At 30.1% G+C, this 12,244-nt stretch carries 15 protein-coding genes and 1 other annotated feature; of the genes, 2 read left to right on the plus strand and 13 right to left on the minus strand.

The genetic code is table 11. The features are described 5' to 3' along the window. Positions 1-23 precede the first annotated feature (23 nt). From JJD95_RS01880 to JJD95_RS01920, 9 genes are all read right to left on the minus strand, one after another. Positions 24-932 (minus strand): AEC family transporter, encoded by a 909-nt coding sequence (locus tag JJD95_RS01880; protein ID WP_291639789.1) that lies wholly within the window; start codon positions 930-932, stop codon positions 24-26. Between the two features lie 34 nt (positions 933-966). Continuing rightward, a complete protein-coding gene (locus JJD95_RS01885; RefSeq protein WP_291639791.1) occupies positions 967-1,731 on the minus strand; it encodes a histidinol phosphate phosphatase in 765 nt (254 codons plus the stop codon). Between the two features lie 173 nt (positions 1,732-1,904). Continuing rightward, positions 1,905-2,999 (minus strand): GerMN domain-containing protein, encoded by a 1,095-nt coding sequence (locus JJD95_RS01890; RefSeq protein ID WP_291639793.1) that lies wholly within the window; start codon positions 2,997-2,999, stop codon positions 1,905-1,907. Between the two features lie 191 nt (positions 3,000-3,190). Further along, positions 3,191-3,592 (minus strand): hypothetical protein, encoded by a 402-nt coding sequence (locus JJD95_RS01895; RefSeq protein WP_291639794.1) that lies wholly within the window; start codon positions 3,590-3,592, stop codon positions 3,191-3,193. Between the two features lie 107 nt (positions 3,593-3,699). Next, entirely contained in the window at positions 3,700-3,921 is a 222-nt protein-coding gene (locus tag JJD95_RS01900; RefSeq protein WP_291639796.1) for a PC4/YdbC family ssDNA-binding protein, read from the minus strand. A 91-nt stretch (positions 3,922-4,012) separates the two neighbouring features. Then, positions 4,013-5,017 carry a Gfo/Idh/MocA family oxidoreductase gene (locus tag JJD95_RS01905; protein ID WP_291639798.1) on the minus strand — a complete coding sequence of 335 codons (1,005 nt, stop codon included), beginning with the start codon at positions 5,015-5,017 and terminating at the stop codon, positions 4,013-4,015. A gap of 21 nt (positions 5,018-5,038) precedes the next feature. After that, positions 5,039-5,527, minus strand: a complete 489-nt coding sequence (gene ybaK, locus JJD95_RS01910) for a Cys-tRNA(Pro) deacylase (RefSeq protein WP_291639800.1) — start codon at positions 5,525-5,527, stop codon at positions 5,039-5,041. 85 nt (positions 5,528-5,612) lie between these two features. Beyond that, the gene (locus JJD95_RS01915; protein WP_291639802.1) at positions 5,613-6,317 is read right to left on the minus strand and encodes an LrgB family protein; all 705 of its coding nucleotides are present in this window, start codon (positions 6,315-6,317) and stop codon (positions 5,613-5,615) included. Continuing rightward, positions 6,317-6,691: a CidA/LrgA family protein gene (locus tag JJD95_RS01920; protein ID WP_291639804.1), complete on the minus strand. Its 375-nt coding sequence runs from the start codon at positions 6,689-6,691 to the stop codon at positions 6,317-6,319. Before JJD95_RS01920 ends, JJD95_RS01915 begins: the two co-directional genes overlap by 1 nt. 259 nt (positions 6,692-6,950) lie before the next feature. On the opposite strand from JJD95_RS01920, the gene JJD95_RS01925 reads away from it, so the two are divergent. Both JJD95_RS01925 and JJD95_RS01930 read left to right on the plus strand, forming a co-directional pair. Beyond that, positions 6,951-7,241 (plus strand): hypothetical protein, encoded by a 291-nt coding sequence (locus JJD95_RS01925; RefSeq protein WP_291639805.1) that lies wholly within the window; start codon positions 6,951-6,953, stop codon positions 7,239-7,241. A gap of 282 nt (positions 7,242-7,523) precedes the next feature. Further along, a complete protein-coding gene (locus tag JJD95_RS01930; RefSeq protein ID WP_291639807.1) occupies positions 7,524-9,548 on the plus strand; it encodes an alpha-amylase family glycosyl hydrolase in 2,025 nt (674 codons plus the stop codon). 51 nt (positions 9,549-9,599) lie between these two features. Here JJD95_RS01930 and JJD95_RS01935 read toward each other — a convergent pair whose 3' ends face one another. The 4 genes from JJD95_RS01935 to JJD95_RS01950 form a co-directional block, all read right to left on the minus strand. Next, positions 9,600-10,472: a hypothetical protein gene (locus JJD95_RS01935; protein WP_291639809.1), complete on the minus strand. Its 873-nt coding sequence runs from the start codon at positions 10,470-10,472 to the stop codon at positions 9,600-9,602. A 17-nt stretch (positions 10,473-10,489) separates the two neighbouring features. Beyond that, on the minus strand, positions 10,490-10,858 hold the full coding sequence (locus JJD95_RS01940) for a response regulator (protein WP_291639811.1): 369 nt from the start codon (positions 10,856-10,858) through the stop codon (positions 10,490-10,492). A gap of 291 nt (positions 10,859-11,149) precedes the next feature. Next, positions 11,150-11,296, minus strand: coding sequence for a hypothetical protein (locus JJD95_RS01945; RefSeq protein WP_291639813.1), 147 nt, complete (start codon positions 11,294-11,296; stop codon positions 11,150-11,152). A 91-nt stretch (positions 11,297-11,387) separates the two neighbouring features. Next, positions 11,388-11,633: an ACT domain-containing protein gene (locus JJD95_RS01950; protein WP_291639815.1), complete on the minus strand. Its 246-nt coding sequence runs from the start codon at positions 11,631-11,633 to the stop codon at positions 11,388-11,390. Between the two features lie 66 nt (positions 11,634-11,699). Further along, positions 11,700-12,034 (minus strand) — a binding site (T-box leader). Positions 12,035-12,244: the final 210 nt, after the last annotated feature.

Consider the following 12,244-nt stretch of genomic DNA (forward strand, 5'->3'; position numbering starts at 1 on the left):
TCCATTCTACAAATTCATTTCTTCTATAAAAATAGTATTATTATAGGTACCGTTATTCCTGATAGTATTGTAGTTATAAATATACACTGTGAAGCGAGCAAAGGATCCCCATTATATTTCTCTGCAATTATTGCAGCTGTTACTCCTGCTGGCATAGCCGCAAGTATAACACATATATTTAGTAACAACTCATCTACCTTTAGAAATTTCATTGCAACATAAATAATTAATGGAACTACTAATAGTCTAACCATTGTAGCATAATATATAGACAAATCAGAAAAAATACTTTTAACATTCATTTCCGCCAGCATTGACCCAATGATTATCATTGCTATTGGTGTAGTCGTAGCTCCCACTAGTTTAAACGAAGCTTCAATAGGGATCGGTAATTCAATTGAAAATATGAATAAAATCATACCAATAAATACTGCTATAAGAGCTGGATTTAATACCGCTTTTCTGACTGATTTAAAATCCTTTTCTCCGGTGAAGATCATTACGCCTACTGTCCACACTAAAACATTGAAAGGAATATTGAATATTGCCACATAAAAAACGCCTACCCCTCCGTAAATTGATTCAATAACTGGGTAGCCCATAAATCCCACATTCGAAAAAATTGTTACAAATCTAAATACCTTTTGTTTATTTTCGGGAAACTTAAAGAATAACAATTTACTAATAAATATTAGACTTATGTGTATCAAAAACGAGTATAATAAAATCTTTTGAGCATTACTAACCATCTGTGCTTCATATTTAATATTAAAAGATGTAATTATCATAAATGGTAATGTTATATTTAATAATAATTCCGACAAACCTCTATCAACTATGTTACTTAGAAATTTCTTTCTCTTAGCGTAAAATCCCACCATTATAATAATAAATAATACGATAACTTGATTAATTAATTGGCTATTTTCCATTTCTATTCTCCTCAAAAATACTAGTAAAGTAATATTACATATATTCCATTTTTCTATTTTTAAAATATACTGGTTTAAGGTTACATATTTCGCATATGCTATTAGCTAGCTGAAAGTTTTGCCCAACTTGTTCTGCATGATGTGCATCGGAGCCTATAGTAACATATTCCCCGCCGTTTTGCTTGTACGCACTATAAATATGCATTAAATTATTATATGCTTCTTTATTTCCCAGTCTTTTAGTGTTTAGTTCTATTACTTTTCCATTACTAACTATAGTATTTAACACTTCATCTATATATTCATTAAATTCTTCGTAATGTATTTCCTTATCGTAAAATGCAGCATATCTAGATATATAATCAATATGACCTAAACTATCAATAAAATCATACTGTTTCACGCAATCAATCATACTCCCAAAATATTGTTCAAATGATTCTTTTTTAGTTTTACCTTCATAAAATTTAGGATCGTATATATCTTGTCCATCAGCTACATGTATGGACCCGATTATATAATCAAAAGGATACTTACTTGCTATAGCTCTATTTTCCTCCAAGCAATTTAATTGCATGCCAATTTCAATTCCAAGCATAAATTTATTACTCTTATACTTGTCATAGTCATTAAAATACTTATCTATATCAAAGGTGAAATTTTCTTCTGTTGGAAATTTTAAATCTAGATGCTCTGTAATAGTCATTCCTATGCCAATCTTTTCAGAGTGTTCCAGCCCATGCTGAATCTTCATTTGAGAGTCTAGTGAAAATTCTGTATGTATATGTGAATCAATCATTTAATTACCCCCTTGTATTTTCTGTAAATCATATAAAAATAAATATCTGTATACAATCATTTAATTATAACATAGTTTGTATATATACAATTTAAAGTTAAAAATATCATCAATAATTAACTTATAAAAAATAAAGGGGATTACTAAAATGAAATCCCTTACTTTTCTTAAACTTATTTAGTGTTTTTGTGATCAACAACAAAAGCTTCACCCTTTTCCATTAATATATGACCAGAACTATAAGGCTTACCTTCCACTGTTATATAAACCTTTTTCACCATATAATAATCACCTAGTGTATTAGTAATACATTGTAGAATCTGACCTTCATAACCACTGCCAGCATTCATTTCCTCAGTTAATTCTTTTGAAAAATCCACGTATACCATATTATCCTTATTCAAATAAAGACTTTTTATTGTTGTGTTAGTGCTAATTAATTTTCCTACATTCTTATTCGGAACTTCCTTGAAATGATTCTCAAATATTTTTTTAGTTATGTCATTTGTATTAAAGGAAAGCTCTTTAACTGTGGTATAATTCATACCGTCATTTCCATTTGGATAGTAGAATTTAACTGTTTGAACAAAGGGTACATTTTTCTCCCTCTTATTCAAGGAAGAAGTTACCTCATAGCCCTCTGATGAAAATAATGTTTTAACGAGTCCTACATTAGCTGCATAATAACTTTTATCCGTACTATCCTGTCTAACGGTTGTAACTTCAATACATTCATAACTAGCTAAAGGGGTTTTTATAGCAACTTTTAGACTAGTAATGCTTCGTTTACTTCCATCTGATAATGTCCAAGAATTACCTTTTGAAAGTGGTTCTTTTAATAAAACATCGATGTCATTACTTTGGGAAGTAACATCTTCTCTGTAATAATTTTCTCCTTTAGAGTATATGCGTCTTAATTCTCCATCACTGTTTTCAAGTACTTGTACTGTCTCTGTACCACCATTATTAACCCTAATCTGCTGGCGGGTTCCTCTTAAATAGTCGACAAACACAGAATAAGTTGCATATTCATTACCCTCTCCTACATACGTATACTTTATGCTCTCTTCTAATGGATAGTAATCACCTATCTTAGCTGTTACAACAGTTTCTTTTGAACTATTATCTTTAATTTGAGTACTTGTATCTTTAGGTTGAGAGTTACCTATGTTTTCTGAAGGAGTAACCTTGGATGTTAGCTCTTTGCTGCAACCAGTGAGCAAACCAAATGTAAGAACTATTAATATAATACAAATGTTTTTTTTCATAGCATCGCATACCTCCTATTGTTTTAATTTACTTTTAAAATCTCGTTACAAAATAAGTTTATTCCATAATACCGTAATTTATTTCACTTTAAATATAAGACGATAATAATGTATAAATAGTTACTTGAAATTCAAATAATAAACACCTATAAAACATACAATAGTTTCTAGGTGTTATTAATTATAATTTATTATGGTACAACTGTATGGTTTGTCTTTAGTATATCCCCTCCGCCAGAAATCGTAGCCTCATAAGTTCCAGCAATTGTTTTCATATTGACAATCCAATTAAATGTAGTCACTCCTATTCCATCTGTTGTACGCCATTGAATAACAGAGATTGTTTTGTTTTTTAATTTATATGAAGTCGTAATGTTATACCTAGTATTAGGTATTCCCTGTATTGTTATAAGTCCTGTCCCGCCGTGTTTAACAACGGATACAGAGCTTATAATTTTCAATTGACTCTTGGATATTAGTGGTTGTTTTTGAGACATATTAAAAGCTTGAACTCCAGGTGTTGTACCAGTAATTCCATAGAATCCCATGATACATACACCTAAAAATATAATACACGCTGCCTTGATTTTCATAAAATCACCTCTTAATATATATAATACCCATATTTATATATATTATTAGTTGGCATGTTGTAACAAAATCAAAGTAAAAAAACCGCTATCCTAGAAGGCATTATTTACTATAACTCCAACTTATTAAGTATATCCCTAAGTAACTTTAACTCATCCGCTGTAAGAGTCACCCCTTTACCCATCTTCTCATGCTCAGGTGACCAGTCTCTAATATCATATTTAGCTTCTTTATCATTCCAACTTATTAGATTTAATTCTTTCTTCCACATTTTTGAAGATTCAGAGAGGGCACCTAGTGTTTCTTTTATTTCATATTTAATTTCCGCCATTTTTTTCACATCCTAACTATAATTTTTTTAACATAACTAATTATATAAAACATGATTTTATTATATAATAAATTTTTATATAAATATAGAATTAATTGTAATTTAAGTCTGCTGGGAAAATAAGTCCTATCTGTTTTCTGGTTTCAACCATTGTCTCCATTACCCATTTGGAAGTCTGTAATAATTTAGAGGTATTCTCCGTATCCACACTTTTAATGTTGCTAATAAAGGTCTCTATTTCATAGCACATATCATATTCATTATGAAACTGTGTTAAATCTTCTTCTCTTCCATCTCTAAAAACTATTTTTACCTTTTCGAATTTATTAATACTCTCAATAATTATATTTCCCTCTTCTCCTTGAATTTCTGAAGGTAATTTTGAATTCGTTATTTTTGAGTACATAATTACAGCATCCATTTCATCATACTTAAATGTTATACTACCCTCTCCATCCACACCAGATTCCAGAATTAAAGCATTTGCTTTTATTTCATTTGGGTTCCCAAATAAATTTATCATAGGATGAATACAATAAACCCCTATATCCATTAATCCCCCGTTAGATAGTTTTTGATTAAATGCATTTAACACTATTCCTTCCCTATATTTATCATACCTTGAAGAATACTGACAATAGCTTGCAAAATATTTTCTTACCTTACCTATTCTATGTAGATTATCTTTAATAATTTTAAAATTCGGCAGTTGTGTTGTCTTCATTGCCTCCATTAAAATAACTTTGTTGTTTTCTGCAGCTTCTATCATATTAATTACCTCGTTTGTATTCGAGGCAAAAGCTTTTTCACATAATACATGTTTTTTATGGTTTAAAAACAATATGGCTTGCTCAGAATGAATAGCGTTTGGTGATGCAATATACACAGCGTCAATTAATTCACTTTTTGCCATTTCATTTAAATCAGTAAAAACATATTTTGCATTATGTTTTTCTGCAAACGCCTTACCTTTTTCTTCACTTCTTGAATATACTGCTGTTAAAACAAAATCTTTAACTTGCGACCCGCCATTTAAAAACCATTCTGTAATATTATTTGTTCCTATAACTCCAAATCTTATAATTTCCTTATTCATTTAAATATACCCCTTCATTTTCTATATATTTTTTTGCATGATAATGAACTCAGTACTACAATTAATCAGATTAATTAAATCTTTTGGTGACATTTCAATTTGATGTCCTATTTTCCCACCACTAATAATGAAGGTGTTTAGTGATGTACACGCGCTATCTAACACAGTTTTATAGTCTTTTTTCATTCCTATTGGTGAGCACCCTCCACGAACATAACCAGTGACCTTATTAATGTCATTAACCACAATCATCTGAATAGATTTTTTACCCACTGCTCTTGCTGCGGCCTTTAAGTCAAGTTCATCCGCAACCGGAATGACAAAAACAAAGTATTCCGCGCTCCCTGCCTTAGTCACTAGTGTTTTATATACATGGCTCGTAGACTGCCCCATTTTTAGCGCAACGGAAATACCATCTATTAAGCCATCGCTATGGTCATAAGTATATGCATTATATGAAATCCTAGCCTTATCAAGAATTCTCATGGCATTTGTCTTAAAATTATCCAATGTTTATCCCTCGTTTCACTTTTAGATATAATTTTAGCATATTCTATGCTTAATAATCTACCCTATATTTATATTTTCAATTTAATCAGCCTATGATTTTGGTGAGAGTAGTATAGATAACAGGAGCTAAGAAAACTGTCATAAGTCCAGCAATTCCTATAGCAAGACTACTCATAGCACCTTCAGTTTCTCCAATTTCCAAGGCTTTAGTTGTCCCTACGGCATGAGAAGCTGTTCCGAGTGAAATACCTATAGCTATTTTACTTTTAATTTTTAATAATTTGCAAATAGGATGCCCTACAATTGCTCCAATAATTCCTGAGATAACTATAGCTGCTACGGTTATAGGAACGATTCCTTGCATTTGTTTTGATATTTCTATACCGATAGGTGTAGTAACAGATTTTGGCACTAAAGATTTTATAAGTATTTCGTTGAGTCCTAAAGTATGTGATAATAATACAATACTAATAATTCCGGCTGTACTTCCTATAAAAATACCTATTAGTATAGGCACTGCATGCTTTTTCAATAATGAAATTTGTTTATAAAGTGGAACTGCAAGTACTACTGTGGCTGGTCCTAAAAACATATTTATAAATTCTCCACCTTTATTATAGGTTTCAAAATCTATATGGAAACCAACTAATACTACAATAACTATTGTAATCGAAATAAATAATGGATTGAAAAACGGTATTTTTGTTTTTTTGTAAATATAACAACCTACTTCAAAAGCAAATAAAGATAACATAATTCCAAATAGGGAGTTATTAAATAAGCTATTCATTAGCACACTTCCTTTTGTTTTTTAGCACCTTTTTTTTCTTTTGTCATAAATTCAACAATTAAAGCAGTGACGGCAATAGTAACAATTGTGCTTATAAAGCATACTATAAGTAATCTTATAAAACTATCCTTAATTACTACAAGCGAAGTTAAAATACCCACTCCGGCTGGTATGAAGAAAAAAGCTAAGTGGTCCAATAAAAAATTTGCCACTGTATCTACCATCTCAAGTTTCACAACATTTGTGCATAGTAAAATTACGAGTAAAATCATTCCCATAATATTGCCTGGCACAGGTAAATTAAAAAATTCTGTTAAAATTTCTCCGACAAAATAAATAACCAAAATAATTAGTAACTCTCTTAAAAGTTTCATTTCAAAGTCTCCTTGTGCATAAAAGTTTTTATAATACTATATCTATTTTATAACTTTAGTTTAAAGTGGTAAATCCTCATATTAGATGATTACTCCTAGAGTAATCAATTACATATTCACTTACAGCAAATAAGAGGTATCATTCTTTAAATTACAAATAGTTTAACACCTTTTAGCTCCTAAGATTGAAATTTTGACCATTGGTGTGAGTTGAGTTTTTGTGTTATACTTTATGAGAGTTAAAATTGGAGGCAAAATAATGGCAAATATATTGAGATTCTCAAAAAAACAACTAGAGAAAACTTTAAAAAACTTTGCAAAAAAAGAAAGTTTAGGTTCAAATGATATTGCTGAATGGATACGGCTTATAAAAGATTTTATATATGAATTTGATCTAAAGTCAGAAGTTAATGAAGAAGCCACACTTTCTATCACAACTAATAAGGAAGAACAAGTTGTAATTGAAAAAATGATGTATGTGTTAGAAGGCTCAAAAACTTCTTTTAATTATATTTTTGATGGTAATATTACTTACATAGAAGAAGAATAAACATAAAAAAGTACGGATTATTATAATTCGTGTTTTTTTTATGTATTCTTTTAGTTACTATGATTTATTAAAGCATGTCTTTCACTTCATATTCTAAATTAATTAGCTTTATAATTTGATATGTGGGATTTAGAGGCAAAAATAGAATACTTTTACGTTAAATTTATTAATAAAAGAGGAAACCAAACATAATAAGTTGAATTATACTTATAAAATACTTTTTATTTGAAAAAAATAATAATTATATGTTTTAGATACTTAATTTATAGGAGGAGATTTTTTATGAAGGATAACCATGAGAAAAAAAACAATATAAAAATATTGGACATTGACCCCTATCTCAAACCTTTTGAAAAAGATATTAGCTTAAGAGTAAATAAGTATAAAGAAACTAAAAAGGTTTTGCTCTCTAACTATCCTAATTTTAAATCCTTCGCAAATGGAAACTTGTTTTATGGCTTCCATCCCTGCGATGGGGGTTGGTATTATAGGGAATGGGCACCAGCTGCGCAGGCTCTCTATCTAATTGGGGATTTTAATTTTTGGAATTCTGAGTCCCATCCCTTAAAAAAAATAGGGAATGGCAATTGGGAAATTTTTCTAAGTGGTAGTAAGACGCTTAAACATATGTCAAATATAAAGGTTAGGATAGTTGCTAAAGGTGAATCTAAAGATAGACTTCCACTTTATATTAAAAGAACAGTGCAAAATCCAGTTACTAAAGATTTTCTCGGCCAAATATGGCAACCAGAGACTCCTTTTGTTTGGCAGGATAGTGGCTTTCACGTGGATCATTCAAAACCATTATTTATATATGAAACTCATGTTGGCATGGCTCAAGAAAAAGAAGCTATGGGTACTTTTAATGAATTCACACAAAATATACTTCCAAGAATAAAAACTGAAGGATATAACACTATACAACTTATGGCAATTATGCAACATCCATACTATGCTTCTTTCGGTTACCAAGTATCAAACTTCTTTGCAGTTTCATCTTGGTTTGGTACTCCAGATGAACTTAAGCTATTAATTAATACTGCTCACGCCATGGGACTTACAGTATTACTTGATTTAGTACATTCCCATGCTATTAAAAATATAGCTGAAGGAATAAATGAATTCGATGGAACAGACTATCAGTTTTTTCACACCGGACACAAAGGAAGTCATCCTGCTTGGGGCACAAAACTTTTTAATTATGCAAAACCAGAAGTTCTTCATTTTCTATTATCAAACATTAAATTTTGGCTTGAAGAGTATCATTTTGACGGGTATCGCTTTGACGGTGTATCTTCAATGTTATATCACCATCAAGGTCTAGGAGTAGCGTTTACAGATTACAGCAAATATTTCAGTACTGATACTGATATAGAAGCAATCACATATCTTCAATTTGCCAATGAATTAGTTAAAGAAGTTAGAGCTGACGCAGTTACTATTGCTGAGGATATGAGTGGCATGCCTGGTATAGCCCTTCCTGTAAGCTATGGTGGAATAGGTTTTGATTACCGTTTGTCAATGGGAATTCCAGACCTTTGGGTGAAAATACTTAAGGAACGTACTGATGAGAATTGGAGCATGGGACAGTTATGGTATGAACTCACTAGTAGACGTCCTCAGGAAAAATGTATTGGCTATGCCGAATCTCATGACCAGGCCCTAGTAGGCGATAAAACTTTAATGTTTCGCTTAGCAGGTCCTGCAATGTATAACCACATGTTAAAAACAGATAATAACTCTACTATAAATAGAGCTATTGAAATACTTAAAATGATTAAATTCCTCACTATATCTCTAGGTGGTGAAGGATATTTAAATTTCATGGGCAATGAATATGGCCATCCTGAATGGATTGATTTTCCAAGAGAAGGTAACAATTGGAGTTTCCATTATGCAAGAAGGCAATGGAGTTTAGTAGATAATAAAAATCTAGCTTATGATTACTTGTTGAATTTTGATAAAGAAACGTTAACTTTTTTTAAGTCTCACAATATATTAGGAGCAAATGATTTAATGCATCTTTGGAGTGATGAGGATTTAAATTTACTTGCCTTTAGAAAAGGTGGTTTAATATTCTTATTTAATTTTAATCCAACAAAATCCTTCGAGAAATATGAACTTCCCACTGCGGACGTTGGTAAATACAAAGTTATTTTTAACAGTGATCAGCATATATTTGGTGGATATGATAGAATATCCTCAGATTATATTTATGACACAAATACTTTGCAGGGCAAAGACAATAAAATCGGTATTACAATTTATTCTCCTAGTAGAACAGTGCTAGTTTTAAAAAAAATATAAATTAAACTTTGAATAAAAAAACTGCTAGATTATAATCTAGCAGTTAATTTACTATAAAGCTGATATGATAAGTTCTATTTTACCAAAAGGTAATTCTATTGGTAGCACATATGTAGAACAAATAGTTTCATCAAAACAAATTGATTGAGGCTCCATTTCTAATTCTATTCCTATATTGGACATACCTACAAGATATAGCCCATTATTTAAATTTAAAAATTCACCTACAGAATCTTTAGCCAATTCATCCATACAGATTAATTCTTCCTCAGCATATATTGATGCTAGTTTTACAAACACATCCTGTTCTGCATTGATATATGTTTGTAAATTAATCTTATTTTTTATTGTTTGTGTTACTGCACATTTCGTTTTGTACTCTTCAACTTTCATAATAGTATTTGTATAAACCTCAGAATGGATAAAACGAATTATATTTCGCATGAATAAAGAAATGTAGTTCTTTATTTCTAAACTGTATTTATTCTCTTCTAGATTTACATAAATATTTATAATTTCATCTACGTCATTCTTTTGCAAGGCATCAAACTGATCTTCTGAAATATTATATTTTTTCTTATAATCGCTCATTGCTATTTCAAATTTTTCAAGAGACATGTAGTTTTTATCTATTAAAGCTTGTGCTAGTAAAAGATGACCAAAGCTTTGTGAAGAAAGCAATTCATCTACTTGCTCCTCTTTTAAATACTTGGCATCCACAGCCAACTCTCCAAACCTCTTATCGGCTTTTGTTTGCATTTGATGTACCTTACTTGCCTGCTCTGCAGTCATATATCCCGCATTCACAGCTAAAACTCCTAGTTTTAATCTAACTGATTCTTGGTATTCTAATGCCGTGCACAATTGCTCAGCAGTAAGATAATTTTCATGCAATAAGTATTGACCAAAATATTTACTAAACATAGTTTCACCCTCCTTTTTTATTTGAAATTGTGAATAATTTTATTGATTTTATCTTTTTCCCAAGGCTTTTGTATAAATTCAAATGCTCCTACTTTTATTGCCTCTTTTACATGTTCTTTTGTTCCAGCCGAAGAAGCCATTACTACTTTTGCAGTTTTATCAAATTCCATTATTTCTTTAACTGCTTGAATATCATTTTTTATTGGCATAATTATATCCATAAAGACTAAATCTGGATTACCCTCTTTGTATATATCTATTGCAGCTTGACCATCAGCCGCTTCTAAAATATTTTCACATCCACAATTTTTTAATACCTCTTTTAATTTTTTTCTAATTAGCAAAGAATCATCACATATTAATACTTTTAGCATGTTTTCTGTCATTTCAACCCCTCCTCATGTAATTTTAAGACCTAACAGATATTGATTAAATTAATCTATAAATACTTTTTCATATTCTATATCTATAATTCTACAAACATTAATAATTCTCCTTTATGTTTATTGAAAAAAGTAAAAAAACCCCTATATATTACTTTGAAGACACATTTATATAAAAATCATCAAATTTAATTCTAATATATGTCATATAAACCAAGAATATCTTGACAGAATTGAGTACAAAAAAGCACATTGCGAAAACTCTCAATGTGCTTTTTTGTTATATTATTACTCTTATTCTTCGGATCCACGACCCACCCCAAAATAGTTAACATTATAATCCCAGATGTAATATTTAGATTGATTTTGCGTTTCTTCCTCAATATTATTAATTTTTTCTACATCCTCCATATGATCTGATTTTTCATTTATATTTAACATTTTTCTCCTCCTTAATATTTAGTATTTTTAAAGTTATTCTACAAATGATAAGATAAGATATACCTCCTCTTTTCTTGTTTAGATTTCTGAATTATTCTGCATCCTTCAATTCTTTAATTTCATGTACATTTATTATTTTCCTTAGTTGCATCATTGCCTGTTCTATCCCTAAATTAGAGCCTTCTTCTATTGTTATGTTTAAATTTGAATACTCTCCGAATTCACCTTCTGTCATCATGAGCGCTCTTATTTGAAATTCTTTTCTTTTTAAAACATTGGTAACTCTTACTAAAGCATCTATACCATTTTCTACTTTAGCACTTATAGTTTTATACATTTTGATTCCCCCTTTTTTGGACAAATAAAAAATCTTCCATTCCTATAAACACATATCAACTATGTTTATAGGGACGAAAGATTCGTGGTACCACCCTAGTTCGTAATTTATTAAATAAATTACCTCATTATTTGGTCATGTAAAACACTAAAATGAATTTCATTAACCATAGCTCTATATCGGGAGCATCCGTCTTCGTTTACTTAATGTAAAATAATTCTATCATTGTAATTGATTTTGCAAATAAAATCATCTTTTGCAATTCATAATCACAATAACTTCAAGTTCAACTCAGCAGCTCAAGAGTGATCATTTTATATCCGCTTCAACACCAACTCTCAACAATCGTCGGCTCTCTGTAGTTGCACCCGTGATATTTTTCTCTCTTTCATAGCTTTAATTATTATATTATTTATTATTATATACACAAGAAAGCAATTTGTCAATAGTTTAATTTCTTTTTTTTAAATTTTTATGATCCGTTTATGATAATGTCTTAGTATACCGTTTTTGATTATGTCCCAAACATACAAAAATATAGTGTAGAATATACCTCATAAGATTGTACAAATGGGGTGTTGATAATCAGAAAGGTAGATTTAAATATGAAA

The organism is Clostridium sp., from assembly GCF_016650035.1.
Taxonomy (GTDB): Bacteria; Bacillota; Clostridia; order Clostridiales; family Clostridiaceae; genus Clostridium_AD.

Excerpts from the sequence above, each read along its gene's own strand:
- JJD95_RS01900 (WP_291639796.1), bottom strand. The coding sequence starts at position 3,921 with ATGGCGGAAATTAAATATGAAATAAAAGAAACACTAGGTGCCCTCTCT.
- JJD95_RS01945 (WP_291639813.1), bottom strand. The coding sequence starts at position 11,296 with ATGTTAAATATAAATGAAAAATCAGATCATATGGAGGATGTAGAAAAA.
- JJD95_RS01880 (WP_291639789.1), bottom strand. The coding sequence starts at position 932 with ATGGAAAATAGCCAATTAATTAATCAAGTTATCGTATTATTTATTATT.
- JJD95_RS01940 (WP_291639811.1), bottom strand. The coding sequence starts at position 10,858 with ATGACAGAAAACATGCTAAAAGTATTAATATGTGATGATTCTTTGCTA.
- JJD95_RS01885 (WP_291639791.1), bottom strand. The coding sequence starts at position 1,731 with ATGATTGATTCACATATACATACAGAATTTTCACTAGACTCTCAAATG.
- JJD95_RS01935 (WP_291639809.1), bottom strand. The coding sequence starts at position 10,472 with ATGTTTAGTAAATATTTTGGTCAATACTTATTGCATGAAAATTATCTT.
- JJD95_RS01890 (WP_291639793.1), bottom strand. The coding sequence starts at position 2,999 with ATGAAAAAAAACATTTGTATTATATTAATAGTTCTTACATTTGGTTTG.
- JJD95_RS01950 (WP_291639815.1), bottom strand. The coding sequence starts at position 11,633 with ATGTATAAAACTATAAGTGCTAAAGTAGAAAATGGTATAGATGCTTTA.
- JJD95_RS01915 (WP_291639802.1), bottom strand. The coding sequence starts at position 6,317 with ATGAATAGCTTATTTAATAACTCCCTATTTGGAATTATGTTATCTTTA.
- JJD95_RS01920 (WP_291639804.1), bottom strand. The coding sequence starts at position 6,691 with ATGAAACTTTTAAGAGAGTTACTAATTATTTTGGTTATTTATTTTGTC.
- JJD95_RS01905 (WP_291639798.1), bottom strand. The coding sequence starts at position 5,017 with ATGAATAAGGAAATTATAAGATTTGGAGTTATAGGAACAAATAATATT.
- JJD95_RS01895 (WP_291639794.1), bottom strand. The coding sequence starts at position 3,592 with ATGAAAATCAAGGCAGCGTGTATTATATTTTTAGGTGTATGTATCATG.
- JJD95_RS01930 (WP_291639807.1), top strand. The coding sequence starts at position 7,524 with ATGAAGGATAACCATGAGAAAAAAAACAATATAAAAATATTGGACATT.
- JJD95_RS01925 (WP_291639805.1), top strand. The coding sequence starts at position 6,951 with ATGGCAAATATATTGAGATTCTCAAAAAAACAACTAGAGAAAACTTTA.